This window comes from Bradyrhizobium sp. AZCC 2289 (assembly GCF_036924615.1).
Classification (GTDB): Bacteria; Pseudomonadota; Alphaproteobacteria; order Rhizobiales; family Xanthobacteraceae; genus Bradyrhizobium.
In genome coordinates this window covers 1599410-1621653 of the sequence record NZ_JAZHRY010000001.1, presented here as the reverse complement: position 1 = coordinate 1621653, position 22244 = coordinate 1599410, and the positions used below count along the sequence as shown (strand labels likewise).

Here is a 22244-nt window from a genome sequence, read left to right as displayed (position 1 = left end):
GCGTCACGCTCCCGTCGCAGGAGACCACGGCAGCACGCCGCCGGGCGGAAGCCGCACTCTCGACCGGCCGCCCAGAACGTCACGGTACACATCGACGAACCGCTCGCGCGGTACGCCCATCCTGGCGCTGAAGAAGTCGGCTTCGAACTCGGAGACGCCGATCAGCCGCGCGGCTCGGGCCACGAGCGGCCGGAGCAGCGCGTGCTGGGTCCCGCGCACGGCATTGCGCAGCCGGGAGGAATGTCCGCCGCTGTGGAAGGTGAGCATGAACGGCAGGTCGCCGCGGACGACCGCGAGCAGTCCGATCGGCACCACGAAGGTGTTGTAACCCTGGAAATGAAACAGATCCCAGGCTCCGCGCCGGATCGCGGTATAAATTCCGGGCGACACATAGAAGTCCAGCTCCCGCGGCCAGGTCGGCACGCGCTGCACGCGCATGCCGCGCACCTCTTCTTCAACCGGCAGTTCGCCTGAGGGATCGGTGGTGAGCACGTCGACCACGTGGCCACGTGCCACGAGGCGAGGGCCGACCTCCTGGATGTGGGTTTCGATGCCGCCCATGAAGGGGGAGCAGCGGGCGGCAACCATCAGGATTCGCATCGGGCCTATCCACTGTCATTCAAGGGTTTTCGCGATCTGCCCGAGCCGTTCACGGATACCCATAAGCAACCAGCGAGACCGGGGAAAACACCCGCTCGCGCAGAATGGTCTTGAGGACGCGCCAGCCGTCCGGGATCGCGCGCAGATTGCTGTGACCACTGATACGCGGAGCCTCGAAACTCGCGACCTCGACGATGTTGAGGTGGTTCTTCAAGGCGCGCACATTGATGAGAGTCTCGATCTCGAATCCGTCGCAGTCGCAGTTGAGCGTGGCGACATGCTTGGTCCAGAACGCCATGTATCCGTAGCAGAGATCTGAGAACACGCCGCCGTAGAGCATTCGCACGATCACGGTGAGTCCCCAGTTGCCGAGCATCCGGAACAGCGACATGTCGTCGGTGCCGGCGCCCTGGAGGAAGCGCGAACCCTTGACCAGATCCGCGCCGGCCATCAACGCACTTACAAAGACGATGGCCTCCTCCGGGACCATGGAGCCATCGGCGTCGATCATGACGATGATGTCGCCGGCGGCGGCGCGGAAACCTGCTTGCAGCGCGGCGCCCTTGCCCCGGCGGGGCTCCATGACAATCTTGACGTTCTCGCGCAGGCGGCGCGCGACCGTGACCGTGTCGTCCGTCGAACGACCGTCCACGATAATGACCTCGTGCGCCCAGTTCGGGATGCGCGGCAGAAGCCAGGGGAGGTTCTTGGCTTCGTTGAGCGTCGGCACGATGAAGCTCACGCGGGGCAGAATCAGCGACCGCCCTAGTGCAATGTTGATCGGGTCAGGCGCCGTTATGACACCGGCCTGGGCAAGAATGCTGGGGACAGGGGCGTTCATGGCAACACCGTGCGGTCGAGCGGCCGAATCTGGCGCGCGGGCTGGAAGCGTGCCAGGACTGCCGACAGGTGGCGGGCGAGATGCCGGGCCGGATGATATGTGCCGTAGACGAAGCGACACACCGGACCAAAGCTGTTTGCGGCGGCCGGACCGATGAAATGCAGGCCCGGCACTGTGGTCTCGTAATGCGCCGAGAGTTGCGGCGCGCCCTCGACCAGTTGAATCCGGCGCAACAGCGTTTGGTTCAGGAAACCCAGCCGGCTCACATCGATCTTGTACCCGGTCGCGAAGATGACGTGGTCGGCTCGCATCGGACGCCGCGCACCACCGGAATCCACGAGATCAAGCATGACCTTGCCGTTGTGCGTCTCGATGCCCCGAGTGGCATGACTGAGCCACACCGGCACTTTCCCGACAACGCGGTCCTTCACGAAAGCACCACCCAGCGGGCCCAGCGCCCTGTGGTTGGCGAGCTGGACTCGCAAGTCCTTCGACAGAAGCCGGATCAGTTGCGGATAGTGGGCGCAGGTCGCCAACATCCAGCCATGGCCGATGCCGCTCATCGGAGCCGTGGTGCGCTCGAACAAGGAGCGGTGCCGGGGGCGGTCGGCGAAATGCAGTTTTGGCCGGCGTGCAACGAGCGAAACCGCAATCCCTCGCTCATGGAGTAACGCCGCCAGATCAGACGCCGATGATCCGGATCCGACCACGATGACCTCTCTGCCGTCGAGCGACTCCAGCGAGCCGTACTCGCCACTATGCGAGCACAGATCGGCCGGTAGATGCGCCGCCTCCTGCGGCAGGCGCTTGAAGGGATGCACGCCGACCGCCACCACGACGCGGCGCGCATGGACCGTTTCGCCATCATCGAAAGTGGCGCGAAGGAAACCCGGGCCAGGCTCCAGTTCCATCAGGATCTTGCGCTCCACGGCGGGCACGTAACGCGCCTGGAAAGCTTCGCCGTACTCGATGAACCGGCTGAGCGGCAGCGGCATCAGCTCGTCATGATAGGGCAGGGCGCGTTCGGTGCAGAAGCGCTTCAGTTCGAATTCCGATCTCGGATCGGACAGGCTCGACGCCCAGGGATAGGATTTGAGCAGCATGCCGGCGGGCATGTTGTTCTTCCAGGACGCCATGGGCTCTCCGAAAATCCGGTGCTCCACACCGCGCGCCCGCATATGCGCGGCCAGCGACAAGCCGTAGGGGCCGGCTCCGATGACCGCCACATCTACGGACGTGCTTGATCCAACCATATGCAGGCTCCCGCATAGGATAAAATGAACATGAGCTGAAAGAAGATTTGGGAGGAAAGTTTTGGGCCCTCTCCTGACCTGAGTTGAGCCGAGCATCACCGATGTGACACTGCAATGGAAGCACGATAGATGGTTAGCTCTTTGTGGTTATGCCCCTTGGGCTTGTCTTAACCGTATCAACGGCCAACTGGCTCGGCAGCGGCACTTGATCACCTTGTGCCGCTATTTTCGCAACGCTGCCAAATCCGTATCGGCCAGGACAGGAGCCTGCCCATGCGCGGCCGGTGGGCGGGATGCAAATGCACCATAGCAGGCGGTGACCTCTCGCAAGCCCCTGACATGACCGAGCAGGTCGATGACCTCCAGGTCGGACTGGCGATTATAGGTGTGGCACCCGAACGTGCCGCACTGCATGCGGCCGACCGGAGTCTGCGCAAAGTTCAACCGGTCGAGCGCATCGATCTGGCAAAACGTTACCCCGCCGCCATAGCGGCGCGAGCAGTCCTGGACCGGGCGTAGCGTGCGCCCACCGCGCCGGATGAAGGCGCCTGCGGGACGGCTAAGTGTCGCATCGATCAGCACGGGGTTTTCTGCATGCGGTGTCCACGCCCCTGTCAGGCCCTCGGCACGGTAAAGGCTGAGGACATCCCAGGACGTGGACCCCCACACCCCCGGGCTGACGAAAAACCAGAAGGCGCCCGCATGGTGCAGCGGCGTGGCATCGTAACATTCAATGCCTTCGACGAGGCAGGCCTCGCGCGTCCATCGATGCGGGAATTCCACGGCCCTGTAGAGACTGACATTCCTGGCCGCCCCCGATTCAGGGATCATCCAGATCTGTCCGTCCTGCTCGAACACGAACGGGTACGACAGGTGATACGGCTCCTCCAGGACGATCTGCGGTGCGGTGGTGGCTCCGTTCCGGTCCGCGGTCACGACCGCGATGCATCCCCGGCTCTTGGTATTGAGGTATTGCTCGACAAAGATGAAATCGCGCCCCTGATGTCGAAACGGGAACGGGTCGGCAAGAAAGCTGTTGGCGTCGCCGGTGAGGACACGGAAGGTTGCGTCACCTTTGTCGAGCAGACTCGTCGCTTCGTCGAAGCGCCAGCCGATCGCCCAGGTCTTGCCGCCCCTCGCCAGGATGTCCACGAACTTGACTGCCTTCGATGCCACCGTGCCGGTCGCCCATGCGAGGGCCGAAAGCGTGCCAAGCTGCGGGCTGGTTGTCCGTGCCCCGCGGACACCGGACGCAGCCGCACCGGCTTCCTCGCGCAAGGCCTTGAGGATCAGCGCCACGGTGCAGGAGAGCGCGCCATCGAGGCTCGCTGCGAATACCTCGCGATCCGCACTAGCTGGTCTAGCCGTCCATGGCGACGAAGGGCGCGCCGTGTCGTGCAGGTCGACGAGAAGGTCCTGATCATTCACCAGTGCCGCCATGATGCCGATCTCGCCGGGCACGCCGTTGAAGAGCGGCGTCAGCACACGCCCTCCTGCCGTGAGCAGCTCCTCTCCGCTGAAATTGATCACGACATCGACTTCGCCGGCCGGACGCTTTGGCAGGGCTCGCAGCGCCGTTTCGACGGGGTCGGTGGCGCCGTTCGCGCCAAACCCATAGACCAGCCGTTCGAGTTCGAGCAGCAGACGGCATATCGACGGGAGCGGGCGTCGTTGAGCTGCGAACGCGCAGGAGACGTCGTTGCCGGGCATCGCGGCAACCGCCTCCGCCAACCACTGATGCCAGCGCAGAAGTCGAGACGGATCAAGATACAAGCAAATGCGCATTGTTGGTCTCACGCCGCAGAAGGACGCCGGCTCACGACTTCGACGAGCTCCGGTGATCAGCCCTGCCAGGATTCCGCCGCAATTCCGCAAGCCACGGCGGCAGATGCAAAGCCACGGCGTGCGCCACATTTCTCGAATAGTGCACGCGCGCCGGCAGCGGATCGTCGCGGCGCCAGAAGCCGTCCACCACGACGGACCGAGGTGGGATCGGCCTCGCGCCCAAGCGCACCGGCCAGCCGTGCACGTCGTGCAGCATGAGAACCGTCTCGTGAGCCGGAAGGCGGAAGCAATAGAGCCCCTCCAGTTCTTTGCGGTGCTCCGAGATCGCAAGGAGTGCCAACTCGTCCGTGACGACGAGGAAAGGCGGCTCGCCGATCCGGCTTTGAAGATCACGCAGAAAACCAATGAAGCCTGGACCATGCAGGGAGTCCGTGAGGACCGGATGGGCGTAGCGCGACCACAGCGCCGGGTTCGAGCGCTTGGAGTCGACGACCCAAACGGAGATCCCGCTCATGGCCAGGCTGCGGCACACCCCGAGGCCGTTCAGCTCGCCACCGATCACAACAGCGGGGACTCGCGAATCCTGTGAGTCGAACACTTTGTTGGATGCGACTGCTGACAATACGAGCCCCTGTGAGGCGACGGTAATCCGCCAAGCACCACTATGCCTGATCGGCGTCCGGCCATGGCGAGGCCAGAGGGGGTAATCCTTCGGCGCAGTTGCGCTCGGCCCCTGGCGAGGGTCACTTGGAGCGATGATTGTCGGCTGGCAACGGGCGAGAAACGGGCTGCGCAACACCGGACTGCGGATGCTGGTGTTTGCGTTGCTGTCTGCTCAGGCGGCCGTGAGCGCCACGGACAAGCCATCGGTGACGTCCTTCATCAAGACTTCCGGAACGCAGTTCACGTTGGACGACAGACCGTTCTTCGTGATCGGCGTCAACAATCACTATCTCACCTTCGGATCGAAGGACGAAGTTATCCGCGTTCTCGATGATGCGACGGCCGTTGGCGCCAATGTGATCCGCACCTTCCTCCAGCCGGTGATCGGGTCGCTTGACGGAAGCGTCGCGACCATCTGGGACTGGCGCGCCAAGCGCGACGCCAGCGATCTCGGGGTCAAAGACACGTACTTGCTTTACTGGGACCCTCGCGCCGGCAGGATGGCGATCAATGACGGCGCGAACGGCATGCAGAAGGTCGACTTCCTCATCGCCGAGGCCGGCAAGCGACGCCTGAAGCTCATCATCGCCTTCCTGGATTTCTGGTCCTACACGGGCGGCGCCCAGCAAATGCGCGCCTGGTATGGCAGCCCCGACAAGTCCGGGTTTTTCTTCCAAGACCCGCGCACGAAGCAGGACTACAGGACTTGGGTCAGCCACGTCGTGCAGCGCGTGAACACGCTCACCGGGCTGGCGTACCGTGACGACCCGACCATCATGGCCTGGGAGCTGATGAACGAAGGCAACGCGCGCCCGGACGCCTTGCGGCTGGCATGGACTGCCGAAATGTCGGCCTACGTGAAGTCCCTCGATTCCAATCACCTCGTCAGCTCCGGACACGCCAGCGTTTCGGACAAGCTGTCCGATCTGACGATCCCGACGCTCGATTTCGGGACGTGGCACGGCTACCCGCTCTTCTACAAGCTCACCGTCAAGCAATTCAACGACACGATAATCGAGTTCTGCCAGCTGGCATTGCGCGCCGGGAAACCGGTCCTTCTGGAGGAATTCGGCTATGCCCGCTCCAATCGGGACTCGGCCGAGGCTTACGCGATGTGGCTCGACACGCTTGTGCGCGATCCTAACTGCGCCGGCTGGGTCGTGTGGCGGCTGGTGTCGCGGCAGGACAGCGGAGGCTACCCCGCCGACGAAGACGAGCAGTTCGACATCCGCAACGACGGAGGCGCGATCTCGAACATCGTCAAAGCGGCAGCGGAGTGGGCGGCGCAGATCCGAAAAGCCGTAGGGGGGATCCGATGACCGAGGCTCCGTCGTGATCTGCGCGCTCAGGCCGCAGCATCTGTTATCGCGGGTCCAGGTCTGGAGAGCGTAGCCGGCGCCGACCAAGGCGTTGTACGGAGGCAGGTTGGGCGAATGCGGAAAGTGTCCAAGACGATCTTGGTGACCGGAGGCGCCGGCTATATCGGGTCCCACGTCTGTATCGCGTTGCTGGACGCCGGGCTCGACGTCGTCGTCGTCGACAATCTATCCAACAGCAACAAGGCCTCGCTCGAACGGGTACAATCCATTTGCGGGCGGTCGCTCGTCTTTCGGCACGCCGACATCCGGAATGAAGAGGTCATCTACGACATACTTCGTGCCTGCGGAGTGACTGCCGTCATTCACCTTGCAGGGCTGAAGGCCGTGGGCGATTCCAACGTACGGCCCATGACGTATTACGAGAACAACGTCCTGGGAACGATGCGGCTCGTGTCGGCCATGAAGAGGGCAAAGGTCAAGACCCTCGTCTTCAGCTCTTCCGCCACCGTTTACGGGATACCTAGATACCTGCCTCTCGACGAGAAGCATCCCCTCGGGCCGACCAATCCGTACGGCCGCACCAAGCTCTTCATCGAAGAGATGCTGAAGGATCTCTACAGGTCCGACGACGATTGGCGGATCGGCAATCTGCGCTACTTCAATCCGGTTGGTGCGCACGAGAGCGGGCTCGTCGGAGAAGATCCGCTGGGCGTTCCGAACAACCTGTTGCCGTTTGTGGCGCAGGTGGCAATTGGACGGCGGGAGAAGCTGCTGATTTGGGGAAACGACTATGACACGCCCGATGGCACCGGAATCCGCGACTTCATCCATGTGGTCGACCTCGCATCCGGGCATTTGAGCGCCTTGCGCCACCTGAGACAGCCCGGTGTGCTCACGGTCAATCTTGGAACAGGCAACGGCAGCAGCGTTCTGGAAGTCATTCGCACATTCGAGGCTGTGAGCGGGAGATCGGTCCCCTATGAAATCGGGGCGCGCCGGGCCGGTGATGTCGCCATTTGTTATGCCGACCCGACGTTGGCGAAGCAAGCGTTGTGCTGGAAATCGACGCGGTCGTTGAAGCAAATGTGCGCGGACCATTGGCGCTGGCAATTGCAGAACCCCAACGGCTACCCTGGTACCGAGCTTAAGGTCCGGGGAGTGGTCCAGGCATGTCTACCGTCACGGCTGAGTGTGCGCTCCTGAGGTGTTTGAACAAGCACCGAATGGTCCGAGGGCACGAGCGGGCTTGAGAACGAGCTGCGGCACTGGGCACGGCGTTCTGGACGACGGCCGGTTTCGCATCTCACTAATTCAGCTGGTCACACCGCCTTGGCGCGCTTCCAAGATATCGAGATATAACGCCCGAATCCTGTCGGCACAATTGTCCCAAGTCGGTAGAGTCAATTCACGGGGGATAGCGGGATGATCCAGTTGATCGGCTATTGCAGCGGCAAGTTCTGTGTCGGTGCACTCAAGCGCGATCATGCGGCCGTTTCCAGCCTTCGCGACCTCCGCGAGACCTGAGGTGGCGGCGACAAGCAGTGATCGCCCGAGTGCCAACGCCTCGAGCGCGGCCAGAGGATGCGTTTCGTATTGGCTCATCAAAACAACAATGGCTGCGCGCGCAATAGCGTGGGCCATTGCCTTGCGATCAGCGGGAGGAATGGCCCGAATCTCGACGCGGTCGGCGACACCCAGGCTCTCGGATAGATCTCGCAGCTTGCTTTCATATGGGCCAGAACCCAGAATCAGCAATCGAGCGCGCGGCCGCACCGAGAGGAGAGCAGGGAGAGCGCGGATAACTCGATGATGCCCCTTGTATTTCTCAAGCCGACCTATCGAGACGACAAGATCGTGGTCGGTTTCATCAGGGGCGTCGCCAGGGCCTTCTGGAAAGTCCGAACCGTTCGGTATGACCGCGAAAGCCTCCGGGCCCAAACCGAAAGCCCGACCATAGAGCTCGACCTCAAATTTTGCGAGGGCTACTAGCCGCTCGGCTCTCCGGACGAGCGGACGTAACGCACGCCATTGGAAGGACCGCATGCGATTTCGCAGGACCGAAGAGTGCCCGCCGCCGTGGAATGTGAGAACATAGGGTCGCCTGGATCTCAGAGCGCCGAGCATCGCAAGCGGAGCGACGCAGGTGTGATAACTTTGGACATGGACGATATCCCAACGTCCATAGCGAACGATGTGATACAGCTCCGGCGAGAAGAGCCAGTCTTTGCTGCGCGGTCGAGCTGGAGTGCGCAAAACTTCGACGCCGCCGACGAATTCCCGTGCAGGATAGCGCTGCCAAGCATCGGTCGTCACGACCGTGACGTTAGCGCCGTTCTGGACGAGACGCTTTGAAACCTCCTGCACATGGTTCTCGACCCCGCCTATATCCGGATGAAACCGAGGCGTCGCCATCAAGACGCGCAAAGCAATTACCTCATGCCTATTGCCGCTCTAATGACGGTGGGGAGGATCGATTTGAGGAATGCGACAGCGCCCCCTTAAGCGCGCCCAAGGAGAAGCCGGCAAACGCGCAACTGACGCCCGAAATGATAGCTCCAACTCTCGCCAGCCCGTCGAAGTGACCTCGGAAAAACGCTTCGTGACAGCCGGCCAACACGCTCTCGGAGAGAACGCGACGAAGATAGCGTTGTTCAACCCCAAGCGCAGTGGATGGACGAACATATCGGGTCAGTTCAGCCTTCCCGAATCCCTCATGATAGCAGCGTGACGCGAAATAGCTAAAGCGAGCTCTGCCCGCATGGACTTTGTGAAGGACCTTGGCGTCCGGGTTGTACATGATCGCCTTGCCCGGCCAAGCCTGGCCTATGCGGATGCACAACTCGGTATCCTCGGGCCGCGACCGCGCGCCAACCTTTCCAAAATACGGTCGAAAGCCACCAACGCCGTCGAAAACAGATCGCAAGACCGACATGTTGACTGTCCAAAGATTGCGGACGGCTTCCATCCGAACCGGCCCCCCTTTGTAGGACGCGCCAACGACCCAGTTGAACTCCTCGGGGAACCATCTCGGTCGTCCGTCAAGCCAGAGCGGATCGATGCGGCCGCCGACGGCGCAGACGCTTTCGTCTGCGTACCCGTCGCTCAGTCGTAGGAGCCAGTCAGGATCTGCGACGGCATCATCGTCAAGGAAAGCAAGGATGGCGCCGGTTGAGGCGGCGACTCCGCTGTTCCTCGCACCAGGAGCGCCTCGTGCGAATTTATTGGGAATGGCAATTACATCGCTTATCTCAGTTGTGATGCGTCTCAAGAGAGAAGGATTGTGGTCGACAGCAATGATAATCTCCTTTGCCGGAAGGCTCTGTTTCTTCACCGACGCCACGGCGTCGACAAGATCGGACCACCGCTGCTCAGTAAAGGCGGCTATCACTACGCTGGCGGGTTTGAATGAGCTCGCGGGGCGGCCATCATGAGAAAGCCCCTGAGCGAGATGGGTCGGTTCCGGAAGAGAAGACGAGAATGTCATTAGCGGGGACGCCTACGGTTGCCGAAGGCCCAACTCGCGCGAACTAGGATCCTAAATTTGCTTCCAAGGTTCTCAACTACGAGACAGATTGTCCATTTCTCCTAAGAGGACCGATATTGGCCAAAGGGAGTAATCCGCACTGAGTATTGGTGGTCCACACGCATAGTTCGCACAAGCCAACAATATAGCGGTATGAAAATAAAATGCAGGGGCAGTGGTGCCTCGGACAGGACGACCACGATGCGAATTCTTATGCTCGCGCAGTTCTATCCGCCTGTAATAGGTGGAGAGGAGCGGCACGTACGGAACTTGAGCATCGCCCTCGCCAGACGAGGGCACAGCGTAACGGTAGCGACGACGTGGCAGCGCGGCCTTGAGGAGCGCGATATCGACGAGGGCGTCTGCATACGCCGCTTACGCGGAAGCATGCAGCGTGTCGGACTTTTATTTAGCGATGCGAGCCGACGGTACGCACCGCCGTTCCCAGATCCTGAACTGATGTACGGTATCCGTGAACTCGTTCTGGAGCAGAGTCCAGACATCGTACATGCGCATAACTGGCTTCTTCATTCCTATTTGCCTCTCAAACGCGAAAGTGGACCTGGGCTCGTGGTAACGCTGCACGACCTGAGCCTTGTTTGCGTGCAGAAGAACGCGATGCGCCAAGGCGCGCCGTGCGACGGTCCTGCGCCCGGCAGGTGTTTGCGCTGTGCCAGTCGCTTTTACGGGCCGGTTAAGGGTGGAGTTACGCTTCTTGGCAACTACCTGTTCGGGGCCCTAGAGAGGCGTGTTGTCGACAAGTTCTTGGCGGTCAGCGAAGCGATAGCGATTGGGAACAGCCTCTCCAAGGCGCGACTGCCATTCGAAGTTGTGCCGAATTTCGTTCCTGACGATTTCGGATCAGCGCGTCCGTGCGACGATCCACGGCTTTCTCAGCTCCCGGGCGATGGATACCTCTTGTTCGTGGGCGACTTGCGCCGGTTTAAAGGCGTACATGTACTCCTCGAAGCTTATGCGATGCTCAATAATGCCCCACCGTTGGTCCTCATCGGACGTCGGTGCCCCGATACTCCAAGAGAGCTGCCGCCAAACGTAATTCTCTTTGAAAGCTGGCCTCATGACGCCGTCATGCAGGCATGGCGAAATTCTCTCTTCGGGCTTGCCCCTTCGATCCTTCCCGATGCCTGTGCTTCAGTTGTGCTTGAGGCAATGGTGGTCGGAAAGCCCATGATCGCTACGAAGGTTGGAGGAATGCCGGAACTCATCGACGAAGAAGTGACGGGGCTCCTGGTGCCGCCGGGCGATGCAGTGGCGCTGGCCAAGGCGATCGGTCTCTTGATTGGCAACCCGGATCTGCGCAGGCAAATGTCAGCCGCCGCTCAGAAGAAAGTGCAGTCTTTCAAGGCCAGCACGGTCGTACCGCGTATCGAACAGATCTATTCGGACATCGCGGTCAAATATCTCACATGATGGCTTCGCAATTACTATGAGCGTGCGCGAATCCGTGGCTACCTAGATCGTGCGTTCCAAAGAGCTTTCATGATGTTTGGGCTTCAGAGCAGCAACCTTGGAGGCGTGGTCACCGTCCTCTTAGCTTTGGGCGTCGCCATCATGAGCTGGGGTGCGCAATCGGCGCGGAGACCCAACACGAACCCTTGGTGAGCGTAGAGGGCGCGCATTTCATCCTCCAGGGCCATCGCTTCAACGCCGCGGGATCTGACCTTCGGCTCCGGGGCGGAAGTTGATCGCGTGCTCGACGATGCCGTGGCCAAGAGCGCCAATGTCGTCAGGACGTTCATTCAGCCGTTCATCGGCTCGCTCGCCCACCATATGGGATTGGCGCAAGAAGGCGAGTTCGAGCGATTTGGGCGCGCGCGGCGCCGATGTCCTCAACCGGGACAAGCGCCGAAGGGGCCGACAGCATGAGCGGGGTTCGGGGCGAGCCGCGGCAGCAAGCATGCTTCCCATCGGAGGTAGCTCGTAAGGACCCAAAATCTCCAAGCACGATCGCGACGCTGGCAGCTAGAATGGCGCCGCTGGCCGGGGACAAGCGATGCCGCTCTATCGTGTCTACATCCTGGACGAAGATGGCCAGTTGGAGGGCGTGCTCAATCTTGACTGCGCAGACGACCTTTCCGCGAAAGCGCTCGCCGGGCAGCTAGCGGACGGTTACGAGGTGGAGCTTTGGCGACTGGTCGCGGAGTTCGAATTTCAATATCCGCGGCACCGACCTAGGCGGCGACGAAGCGCCTTCGCACACACGCGCTAGAATCGATCGACAGTTGGGTGCGTTCGTCGCGATTGGCTCTCGCGTCGTGCTTCGAAAAGTTACCCAGGCTTGATCCAATGTTCGGGCCTTTGGGGATTGGCCGAGCGTCTTCGCAGACGTCAGGATGACGACTGCGCCGCTCGATCGCCTGACCCATTGATTGACTGCGACATCGTCGGAACCGGAACGACAGCTGGTGCTCCAAAACCGGGAAGACGATCACGCACTGATTGCGCTCGCGATCTCACCACAAATCCGGCGCCGCGAGCGCTACCGCCGAAGCTCGGCGCGCTACAGCGGGCCAAAAGGGACGCCGATCGGGAGGCAATTGTGGATTTTAAGAGACAAAATACGGCGCTTCTCGGCGTCATATACCTGTGTATGTCGGTCCTAATACGATGTGCATAATTCACATTTCGAAGCTTTTTTTGCCATCTTTGACAATTAACCCACCGCCCCAGCAGTAGGGGGGGCCCAAGGTTTTCCAAAGTCCCACTGCTTTGAAATCTGTTCGCGGTACAACGCTGCGAGCAGGGAGTATGTCGCGCGCCCGCTGTGCGCGGCAGTGGAATTCTCGTTCTCAACGTCAATGGAATTCTCGTTTTCAACGTCTAAAGAGGAACACGGAATGGCTCTTTCCGCACCCGCGGGCTATACCTCGAGCAATCTCGACTTCGAGGAAAACTTCTCCAGCTCAACGCTCGACAGCTATTGGCATAGCTACATCACGAGTAATGCCGCCGGCGGCTATCCTTGGAATGCCAATGGATCAGGCGGAAGCTTCGGCGGGACTTATAATGCCGACTACGACATGCCGAGCCAAGTGTCCGTGTCCAACGGTACGTTGGATCTTACGGCGATCAGACAGCCCGTCAGTGGCTCCTTCAATGGGACGGCACAGACATACCCGATAACGTCCGGTGTGGTCAGCAGCTATGGCGACTTCGAATTCAATGGCGGCTACCTTCAGATCAGCATGAAGGCGCCGAGCGGCGGCGGCGCATGGCCAGCCCTCTGGCTGTTGCCTGGCAGTGGTGCGGGAGGCAGCGGCGACAATTTCGAGATCGATATGCAGGAAGGTGGAATGCTCGGCTCGGGGCCTGCAAACCAGACCTTCTCCTGGCATCTTCACGCGGGGGCGGCGGGGACCTTCGGCGGCGTCATCGATACCGGTATCGACCTGACGGCGGCCTTCCACACCTACGCCATCAACTGGATACCCGGTCAATCCATCACGTGGTATCTCGACGGGAATCAGATGGCGCAGGTGACCAGCGCGCAGACGACGATCCCGAATGAACCGATGGAATTGATCATGAACAATGGGGTCGCGAATTCGAACGCGACCGGATGGCATACGACTCTCGACAGCTCTTATCCTTCGTCGACCCAGATGCAGGTCGACGGGATTCAGCTCTATCAAAAGGCGGGTAGCGGCGAGACCGTCACGGGTGCGAACGTCACGCCCACGACGCCGCCGACGGTCCAGCCGGCGGTGACGCAGGCCACGGCTGCTCCGGCAACGGGCATCGAGCATGCCGGCGATACCGTCACATTGACGCTCGGCTTCAACGAGGCCGTGTCGGTGTCGGGCACGCCGACGCTGTCGCTCAATGATGGCAATACCGCCACCTATGTGAGCGGCTCCGGCACGGGCACGCTCACCTTCCGCACCACGGTCGCATCGACCGACACCAATACCTCGGCGCTCGCCATCACCGGGGTCAATCTTGCGAACGGTGCGAGCATCCATGATGCATCCGGCGTTGCGGCGAACCTTGCGGGCGCGGTGAAGACGTTCTCCGGTCTCCAGATCGATCCGGTCCTGCCGGCGGTGACCCAGGCCACAGCCTCTCCGGGAACCGGCACCGAGCTCGTAGGAGACACGATCGCGCTGACGCTCGGCTTCAATGAGGCCGTGACGGTGACCGGCACGCCGACGCTGTCGCTCAATGATGGCGATACCGCCACCTATGTGGGCGGCTCCGGCACGAGCGCGCTCACCTTCAGCACCACGGTCGCGTCGACCGACACCAGTACCTCGGCGCTCGCCATCACCGGGGTCAATCTTGCGAACGGTGCGAGCATCCATGATGCATCGGGCGTTGCGGCGAACCTCGCGGGCGCGGTGAAGACGTTCTCCGGTCTTCAGATCGATCCTCCGGTCTCGCCTCCGGTCCTGCCGGCGGTGACGCAGGCCACGGCCTCTCCGGCAACTGGCACCGAAGTCGTAGGAAACACGATCACGCTGACGCTCGGCTTCAACGAGGCCGTGACCGTGACCGGCACGCCGACACTGTCGCTCAATGATGGCGATACCGCCACCTATGTGGGCGGCTCGGGCACGGGCACGCTCACCTTCCGCACCACGGTCGCATCGACCGACACCAATACCTCGGCGCTCGCCATCACCGGGGTCAATCTTGCGAACGGTGCGAGCATCCATGATGCATCGGGCGTTGCGGCGAACCTCGCGGGCGCGGTGAAGACGTTCTCCGGTCTTCAGATCGCGACGTCATCGACCTCGCCATCGAGTCCGTCCACCCCGCCATCGATCGCGCCGGTCCTCACCGTCGCGGATTCGACGCTCTCGGTGGCCGGGCGCGGCGGCACGGTCGGTTTGGGGGTCAATGTGACAACGACCGATCCCAACGACGCCGTGACCGTGAACATCACGGGGTTGCCGAAGTACGAGACGATCACCGACAAACTCGATGGTCGGACGTTCAGGGGAAATAACGTCACCTTGACGGCTGCGGAGGTCGACAGCGGACTGGTGCTGCAATCGAACTACCGGGGCGGGGGTCATCCTGTAGCGACCCTAACGCTGACGGCAACGGGGAAGGATCCGAGCACCGGCGCCGTTACGACGTCCGCGTCGCAGACCATCACCGTGACGGATCCTCGGCCTGCGACCGCCACGACCACAACGTCGCCGCACACGACCGCCGTGACGAATCCTGCGCCGGCGACCGACACGACCACAACGTCGCCGCAGACGATCAACGTGACGAATCCTGCGCCTGCGACCGACGCGATCACGGCGTCCCCGCAGACGATCAGCCTGACGAATCCTGCGCCAGCGACCGACACGACCACGGCGTTCCCGGCAGGCAAGGGCTTTGCGTGGCTGAGCCAGGACCAGGCTGCCAGCAACGCGGCGACCACCGAGCCGCAGGCGATCGCCGCGAAGAATCCTTCGCCTGCAACGATAGGGTCCCTGGCAAACCAGGGCTTTGCGCTGCTGCAGCAGCATCTGGACGGGGTCACCGGCGCCGCGCCTATCTCCGTGCCGCAGACGTTCGCCGAGACGGATTCTGCGCCTGCGACCGGCAAGGCCATGGCGTCCTTGGCAAGCCAAAGCTTTGCGCTGCTGAACCAGTATATGGCCGGTAACACGGGCCGGGTCGATCCCGGTCAGATCGTGGCGGCGGTGTCGCAAGGAGCCGGCTGGGGGCAGGATTCGCTCCTGACCAGACCGCAACATTGATCTGCTCCCGCACCCACGCGCTCCATGCCGTCGATCGACGGCGTGGAGCAGCGTTCGGCCTCGGCAAGGGTGCGACACCATCACGTTGGGAATGCATGAGAAGGAACTTCGAACGCGGTCGGTAGCCGCGAAGGGTTGATGAGTTAAAAAATGGCGATCCAGAATGGAAATGCCCACGCCGCAGATCTCGGGCTTCGAGCCCTGGCTCTGTTCCTGCGCCTTCATGGCGTGATCGCTGAGCCCGACCAGCTCCGCGATCGCTGCGGGAGCGAAACGATCGGCATCCGCGCGATGCTTCGCTGTGCCCGCGAACTCGGACTCAAGGTCCGTTCGCGCACGACACATTGGAAGCGACTGGCGGGCATCGGGCTCCCCGGAATCGCATCGCTGCGTGATGGCGGATTTCTGCTTCTCGGAAAGGTCGACGATCAGGCGGCGCTTGTGCTGCATCCAACCTCGTCGCATCCGAAGCTGATGACGCGCGCGGAATTCGATGCGGTCTGGGATGGCCGTTTGATCCTGGCTGGATCACAGAGTCCCGCACGGCGGGCGCTTCATGCACTTGCCGGCATGAGCGGGCGGGTGCTTCAGGCACTTGCCGGCATCAGCGGACGTGGCCTTGTGCGGCGCGTCCGCGATGTCTTTATGCGTGCCGGAGATACCGTGCGTGCGCGTTTTGCCGATCAACGCGATACTGCCGTCCCGGCAGCGAGCATCGAATCCGAGGCGAGCCCCGAATCTGCCAGCGGCGATGAATCCGGGCTTCTGGCCCTGGCGATATTGCTGCGTTGTCACGGCATCGCGGCGGACCCGGACCAGATCAGGCACCGGGTGGGTGCGGCGCGAGTAGGCGTTACCGAAATTCTGCGCTGTGCCAAGGATTTCGCGCTCAAGGCTCGGGTACAGAGGACGAGCTGGAACCGGCTTTCGGTCACTCCGCTGCCGGGGATCGCCGTGCTGCGGGACGGCGGATTTCTGATCCTCGGCAAGGTCATCGACGACAATCTCCTTGTCCAGCGCCCATTGTCCCCCCGACCCGAAGCAATGACACAGGCCGAACTCGAGGCCATCTGGGACGGCGACATCATCCTGATGACCCGGCGCGCGGCGCTGACGGATCTCTCACGGCGGTTCGACATCGGCTGGTTCCTTGGCGCAGTCCGCAAATACCGCGGTCTTCTGAGCGAGGTGCTGCTAGCGTCGTTCTTCCTTCAGGTCTTTGCCGTCATCTCACCGCTGTTCTTCCAGGTGGTCATCGACAAGGTGCTCGTGCATCGAAGCATGAGCACGCTCGACGTTCTGGTCACGGGCCTTGTCGCGCTGACCGTCTTCGAGGCCATTCTCGGCACGCTGCGCGTCTATCTGTTCGCGCACACGACGAACCGCATCGACGTTGAGCTCGGTGCCCGGCTGTTTCGTCACCTGATGGCATTGCCGATCGCATATTTCCAGACCCGTCGCGTCGGCGATTCGGTCGCACGTGTGCGCGAGCTGGAAAATATCCGCCAGTTCCTGACGAGCTCGGCGCTTACGCTCGTGATCGATCTCCTGTTCACCGTCGTATTCCTTGTGGTGATGTTCTATTATTCGACGACGTTGACGCTGATCGTTCTGGCGTCGTTCCCATTCTATATCGGCATCTCTGCGGGAGCTGCGCCGCTGTTTCGCCGGCGCCTCGACGAGAAGTTCAATCGCGGCTCCGAGAATCAGGCCTTCCTGGTTGAGAGCGTCACCGGCGTCGAGACACTGAAGGCCATGGCGGTCGAGCCGCAGATGCAGATCCGCTGGGAGGAGCAGCTCGCGGGCTATGTGGCGGCAAGTTTCCGTGTGCTCAGCCTGAATAATACGGCGAGCCAGGCGGTCCAGATGATCAACAAGCTGGTCGTCGCCGCGACCCTTTACTTCGGCGCCAGGCTCGTGATCGGCGGCGAACTGAGCGTCGGCGAGCTCGTCGCGTTCAACATGCTGGCCGCGCGCGTCAGCATGCCGGTGCTGCGGCTCGCGCAGATGTGGCAGGATTTCCATCAGGCCCGTCTGTCGATCGATCGTCTCGGCGACATCCTCAACACCATTCCTGAGCCAAGCTTCAATCCCGGCCGCGCCGCGCTGCCGCCGATCCGCGGGCAGGTCACATTCGAGCATGCGACTTTCCGCTACCGCATCGATGGTCCGGAGGTGCTGCATGACGTGTCGTTCAGCGTCGAGCCGGGTCAGATCATCGGCATCGTGGGCTCCTCGGGTTCGGGCAAGAGTACCATCGCCAAATTGATACAGCGTCTCTACGTGCCGGAGAGCGGACGCGTGCTGGTCGATGGCGTCGACCTGGCGATGGTCGACCTCGCCTGGCTTCGGCGCCAGATCGGCGTCGTCTTGCAGGAAAACGTGCTCTTCAACCGCTCCATTCGTGAGAACATCGCGCTCGCCGATCCGGCGATGCCCATGGAGCGTGTCATTGCGGCGGCATCGCTCGCCGGTGCTCACGATTTCATCCTGGAGCTGCCTGAGGCCTATGACACGATCGTGGGCGAACGCGGCAGCAGTCTTTCCGGCGGGCAGCGCCAGCGAGTCGCGATCGCCCGCGCGCTCATTACCGATCCGCGCATCCTCATCCTCGACGAGGCGACCAGCGCACTGGACTACGAAAGCGAGCGCGCCATCCAGCAGAACATGAAACGAATTTCCGCCGGCCGGACCGTCTTCGTCATCGCTCACCGGCTCTCGACCGTGCGCCACGCGAACCGGATCATCACGATCGAGCATGGTCGCATCGTCGAGGACGGTACCCACGATGAGCTGATCCGCTCGAACGGGCGTTACGCAAACCTTCACTATCTGCAGGCCGGCATCCATGACGTCCGCTAGCCGAAACATCGTTCCATTTCCGAGAGCCGAAGTTCGCCGTCGCGAGCAGGAAATTGCATTCCTGCCGGCGGCGCTCGAAATCACTGAATCGCCGCCGTCGCCGATCGGGCGCGCGATCGGGGCGAGCATCATCGCGGTCTTCTGCGTTGCGCTGCTGTGGGCGTCATTCGGCAGCGTCGACATCGTCGCTACCGCGACGGGCAAGATCGTGCCGGGCGGACGCACCAAGCTGATCCAGCCATTCGAGACAGGCGTTGTCCGCGCCATCCACGTACGCGACGGACAGAGCGTCAAGGCCGGCGACGTCCTGATCGAGCTCGACCCGACGATGACGGATGCCGACCAGGAGCGCCAGAGGAGCGATCTCGTGGCGACCGAACTCGACGTCGCGCGGCTGCGCGCGGCGCTCGCCGAGGATCCGCTTGCCGCCTTCCGGCCGCCGCAGAGCGCGGGCGCTGCCGAAATCGAGATGCATCGTCAGTTCCTGATCAGCCAGCGGGCCGAGCAGAACGCCAAGCTCTCCGAGATCGAGCGCCAGCAAGGCCAGAAGGAGGCGGAACGGGCGACCACGTCGGCGAGCGTCGCGAAGCTGCAGGCGACGATACCGGTGCTGCAGGAGCGGGTCGACATTCGCAAGAGTCTCCTCGAAAAGGCACTGGTTTCGAAGGTCACCTATCTCACCGAGTATCAGGATCTCGTCGGCCTTCAGCAGGATCTCGTCGTGCAGCAGAGCCGGCTCCACGAAGCCGATGCGGCCATCGCTTTGCTAAAGGAAACGAGGGAAAGGACCGCCGCGGAGTATCGGCGCACGACCTTTGACGCACTCGCTAAAGCCGAGCAGAAGGTGGCGAGCGCCGCGCAGGAAGTGGTCAAGGCGGAGCGGCGCACGAAACTCCAGCATTTGACTGCGCCGGTCGATGGCGTCGTGCAACAGCTCGCCGTTCATACGGTGGGAGGCGTGGTGACGCCTGCTCAGGCGCTGGCCGTGTTGGTTCCGAGCGACAGCCATCTCGAGATTGAGGCCATGCTCTCCAACCGCGATATCGGATTCGTCCATCCGGGACAGAAGACGGAGATCAAGGTCGATACATTCAACTTCACGCGCTACGGGCTCCTTCATGGAGACGTGCTCAGCGTGTCGACGGACGCCATCACGCGCGACAGGCAACAGGGCGGGTCGAATGACCGGACACCGGGCGCAGTGCAGAGCAGCAGTGAGCCGAAAGGTCAGGAGCTGGAATATGCGGCGCGCATTTCACTCGACCGCACGCACATGCAGGTGGAGGACAAGCTCGTCAACCTCGGTCCCGGCATGGCGGTGACGGTCGAGATCAAGACTGGTACGCGCAGGATCATCAGCTACCTTCTCTCGCCGCTGGCGAGATACAAGCAGGAGTCGCTGCGAGAGCGATGAAGCCGGCGTTCATCCGGCAAACCTGCGCGCTTCACGTCGTCAACGCGAGAGCGCCGCGATCCTGTACGACTCATGCAAGAGCGGCAGGAGAGCATCGCGCTTGGCGCCTGGATGCCGGAGAATTGGAACCGCTACTCCTATGTCGGTCGCAGTAGAGGTAGTCCCAATGAGGTAGACGCACGAATACCGGCAATTAAGTAGATCGCGCCCGCATTTGTTGAACGATTCTTGACCCGCATATTCGCGCATGACTACGTTGTGGCGCAGACTTGAGTCGGAATTTCCTGCACACTCAAGGAAACAACATGAACAGATCATTCGCCGTATTCACCGGCGTGGCCACTGTTGGGCTCACCTTGATGCTGAGCACTCAAACCAGCGGTTCTGCGCCAGCCGGTACTCTCGGCAAAGCCACTCTCTCCAAAATCAATGCAAACGCCAGAATGACCGCCGGCGTCCACCGAACGCAGCCGCATCGGCTCGCCATACAGGTTGACGTCAATGACCCCGCGACCATGAATCTCGTTCTCAATAATGTGAGCAATACGGTGCAGCACTACAGCGAGATCGGCCAGAAGGTTGAAATCGAAGTGGTCGCCTTTGGGCCCGGATTGCACATGCTGCGCGAAGACACCTCTCCCGTCAAAGCGCGCATCAAGTCCATGAGCGAAACCACGCCCGAGCTCACCTTCTCGGCATGCGGGAACACTCGCGAGAACATGACAAGAGCCGAGGCGAAGGAGATCCCGCTCATCTCGCAGGCAAAGGTCACCAAATCCGGAGTGGTCCGGCTCATGGAGCTGCAGGAGCGAGGCTGGAGCTACCTGCGACCGTGATCCAGTCGGCGCACTTCTGTGATCCGCGTCGTCTCGTTCCAATCTGTCGGATCTACCGGCGTCGGGTTGGCGTGGACTGCGCGTGGACGCGGCCAGGATGGCGATGACGGTCAAATGACGAGTGTGCGCAATAAGCCGCGTTGCAACAATCCCTGTTAGCATCTAACGGCTTGGGCCCGTCGGTCGCTTGAACGGCATCCCGAATGCTGTGTCAGTCATCGGTTGAAATGAAATAGCGGATTTAAGTCGCGGCGGCGCCTGGCGCTGCCGACGCCCCAGAGCTTTGCGTTGCCCGGTGTGCCCGAACCCACAGCCATCCGGCGGCCGTTAATAGCAGCGGCGTGGTCGCCTTCAAATCTGCCGCCGCCGACGCGTCGCAGTCGCCGGAGCGCCTGGGCCCCTTCGCCTGGCTGTCGAGCCGTGCCGTTCAGAGGGCTCTTCGGTTGATGCCCTTGCGGGTCAGGCCGTCAATGCGAGGCACCCCAACGTGATTAACCACCTTTAGTGAATCCGGAGCCTCGATTTGCTTGATCTCGGAGATCACCTCGATGGGCTTTGGAAGCCGTGGGCTCATATCGACGGTTGAGGGCAGCGCGTAGCCGTTTTGCGATTTTGCCAGGGTCGCATTGTTCATCCCCCAGATCGCCGCCTGGGTCCGGTTCTGGACCCGGATCTTGCGCAGGATTGCCTTGACGTGAACCTTCACCGTCGCCTCGGCGATATCGATCTTTCGGGCTATGCATTTGTTGGAGTCGCCTTCGATCAGGCATTGCAGAATTGACTGCTCCCGCGGGGAAAGCTGCGGCGCGATCCTGTCCTTTGTCCTGAACAGCATCGCCTGTGCGTTTTCGTCGCGCAGCACAGCCTTGCCGACGCGATCGTTTTCGGGATCGAGAGCGAATGACAAAAATGCCGGCGGAAAGATCGTCTCGCCCATTGCCACCAGTTCAACGGACTTGATGAACAAATCGCACGTCATGACGTCGACGAAATAACCGTTCGCGCCTGCTCGAAATGCGGAAACCAGGTCGTCCAGCCGATGGTGATCGGCCACGATCGCAATGCGTCCTTTCGGATGGCTGTCCCGCAAGAGTTCGATTTGTTCAAGGACGGCGTCGAAATCATCGCCGGTGTGGACAATGAGAAACAGCAGTTGGTGCGGTTGGAGTTTATTCGGCGCCAGATCGTCACCGCATGATACCGAGGCGGCGATGCGAAGATTTGCCGCCCGGAGAATTTTCGCAATTCCTTCTCTGATTAAGACGCTTCTTCCAATGAGTATCGTTGCAAATGAATGTTGTCTGTACATTTTACTCTCCCAGCCCTTACGCTACATTTGGTTTTGACCATTTGGTTTCTTCGGTCGGCGCTCCTTCGTTCACAGGATATTTTTCGTTCACAGGATATTTTTCGTTCACAGGATTTTTC

General features: G+C 61.6%; 17 protein-coding genes. 9 read left to right on the top strand and 8 right to left on the bottom strand.

All coding sequences use genetic code 11. The features are described 5' to 3' along the window. Positions 1-3 precede the first annotated feature (3 nt). The 5 genes from V1289_RS07980 to V1289_RS07960 form a co-directional block, all read right to left on the bottom strand. Complete coding sequence (locus V1289_RS07980) at positions 4-600, bottom strand: glycosyltransferase family 4 protein (protein WP_334396430.1); 597 nt, start codon at positions 598-600, stop codon at positions 4-6. Positions 601-649: 49 nt separating this feature from the next. Beyond that, positions 650-1441, bottom strand: coding sequence for a glycosyltransferase family 2 protein (locus V1289_RS07975; RefSeq protein ID WP_334396429.1), 792 nt, complete (start codon positions 1439-1441; stop codon positions 650-652). Continuing rightward, positions 1438-2694: an NAD(P)-binding domain-containing protein gene (locus V1289_RS07970; protein ID WP_334396428.1), complete on the bottom strand. Its 1257-nt coding sequence runs from the start codon at positions 2692-2694 to the stop codon at positions 1438-1440. The genes V1289_RS07975 and V1289_RS07970 overlap by 4 nt, the downstream gene beginning before the upstream one ends. Before the next feature lie 222 nt (positions 2695-2916). After that, positions 2917-4404, bottom strand: a complete 1488-nt coding sequence (locus V1289_RS07965) for a glucosamine inositolphosphorylceramide transferase family protein (RefSeq protein ID WP_334396427.1) — start codon at positions 4402-4404, stop codon at positions 2917-2919. 106 nt (positions 4405-4510) lie between these two features. Further along, entirely contained in the window at positions 4511-5101 is a 591-nt protein-coding gene (locus V1289_RS07960; protein WP_334396426.1) for a hypothetical protein, read from the bottom strand. A gap of 307 nt (positions 5102-5408) precedes the next feature. Here V1289_RS07960 and V1289_RS07955 point away from each other — a divergent pair, with 307 nt between their 5' ends. Continuing rightward, the gene (locus V1289_RS07955) at positions 5409-6461 is read left to right on the top strand and encodes a glycoside hydrolase 5 family protein (protein WP_334396424.1); all 1053 of its coding nucleotides are present in this window, start codon (positions 5409-5411) and stop codon (positions 6459-6461) included. Between the two features lie 114 nt (positions 6462-6575). Further along, on the top strand, positions 6576-7664 hold the full coding sequence (galE, locus tag V1289_RS07950) for a UDP-glucose 4-epimerase GalE (RefSeq protein ID WP_334396423.1): 1089 nt from the start codon (positions 6576-6578) through the stop codon (positions 7662-7664). Between the two features lie 108 nt (positions 7665-7772). Here galE and V1289_RS07945 read toward each other — a convergent pair whose 3' ends face one another. Both V1289_RS07945 and V1289_RS07940 read right to left on the bottom strand, forming a co-directional pair. Continuing rightward, positions 7773-8885 carry a glycosyltransferase family 4 protein gene (locus tag V1289_RS07945; protein WP_334396422.1) on the bottom strand — a complete coding sequence of 371 codons (1113 nt, stop codon included), beginning with the start codon at positions 8883-8885 and terminating at the stop codon, positions 7773-7775. 16 nt (positions 8886-8901) lie between these two features. Then, a complete protein-coding gene (locus tag V1289_RS07940) occupies positions 8902-9945 on the bottom strand; it encodes a glycosyltransferase family 2 protein (RefSeq protein WP_334396421.1) in 1044 nt (347 codons plus the stop codon). 192 nt (positions 9946-10137) lie between these two features. Here V1289_RS07940 and V1289_RS07935 point away from each other — a divergent pair, with 192 nt between their 5' ends. The 6 genes from V1289_RS07935 to V1289_RS07910 all read left to right on the top strand — a co-directional run bounded on the left by V1289_RS07935 (position 10138) and on the right by V1289_RS07910 (position 20816). Next, positions 10138-11415 (top strand): glycosyltransferase family 4 protein, encoded by a 1278-nt coding sequence (locus V1289_RS07935; RefSeq protein WP_334396420.1) that lies wholly within the window; start codon positions 10138-10140, stop codon positions 11413-11415. Between the two features lie 583 nt (positions 11416-11998). Continuing rightward, a complete protein-coding gene (locus V1289_RS07930) occupies positions 11999-12214 on the top strand; it encodes a hypothetical protein (protein WP_334396419.1) in 216 nt (71 codons plus the stop codon). 628 nt (positions 12215-12842) lie between these two features. Then, complete coding sequence (locus tag V1289_RS07925) at positions 12843-15704, top strand: family 16 glycosylhydrolase (RefSeq protein WP_334396418.1); 2862 nt, start codon at positions 12843-12845, stop codon at positions 15702-15704. 150 nt (positions 15705-15854) lie between these two features. Next, positions 15855-18566, top strand: coding sequence for a type I secretion system permease/ATPase (locus tag V1289_RS07920; RefSeq protein ID WP_334396416.1), 2712 nt, complete (start codon positions 15855-15857; stop codon positions 18564-18566). After that, on the top strand, positions 18553-19980 hold the full coding sequence (locus tag V1289_RS07915; RefSeq protein WP_334396415.1) for an HlyD family type I secretion periplasmic adaptor subunit: 1428 nt from the start codon (positions 18553-18555) through the stop codon (positions 19978-19980). Before V1289_RS07920 ends, V1289_RS07915 begins: the two co-directional genes overlap by 14 nt. A gap of 305 nt (positions 19981-20285) precedes the next feature. Continuing rightward, the gene (locus tag V1289_RS07910) at positions 20286-20816 is read left to right on the top strand and encodes a DsrE family protein (protein ID WP_334396414.1); all 531 of its coding nucleotides are present in this window, start codon (positions 20286-20288) and stop codon (positions 20814-20816) included. 427 nt (positions 20817-21243) lie between these two features. Here V1289_RS07910 and V1289_RS07905 read toward each other — a convergent pair whose 3' ends face one another. Next, positions 21244-21870 carry a LuxR C-terminal-related transcriptional regulator gene (locus V1289_RS07905; protein ID WP_334396413.1) on the bottom strand — a complete coding sequence of 209 codons (627 nt, stop codon included), beginning with the start codon at positions 21868-21870 and terminating at the stop codon, positions 21244-21246. Between V1289_RS07905 and V1289_RS07900 the strand changes: the two genes are divergently transcribed. Next, entirely contained in the window at positions 21856-22014 is a 159-nt protein-coding gene (locus V1289_RS07900; RefSeq protein ID WP_334396412.1) for a hypothetical protein, read from the top strand. The two genes, V1289_RS07905 and V1289_RS07900, sit on opposite strands and share 15 nt — an antisense overlap. The last annotated feature ends 230 nt before the right edge of the window (positions 22015-22244 follow it).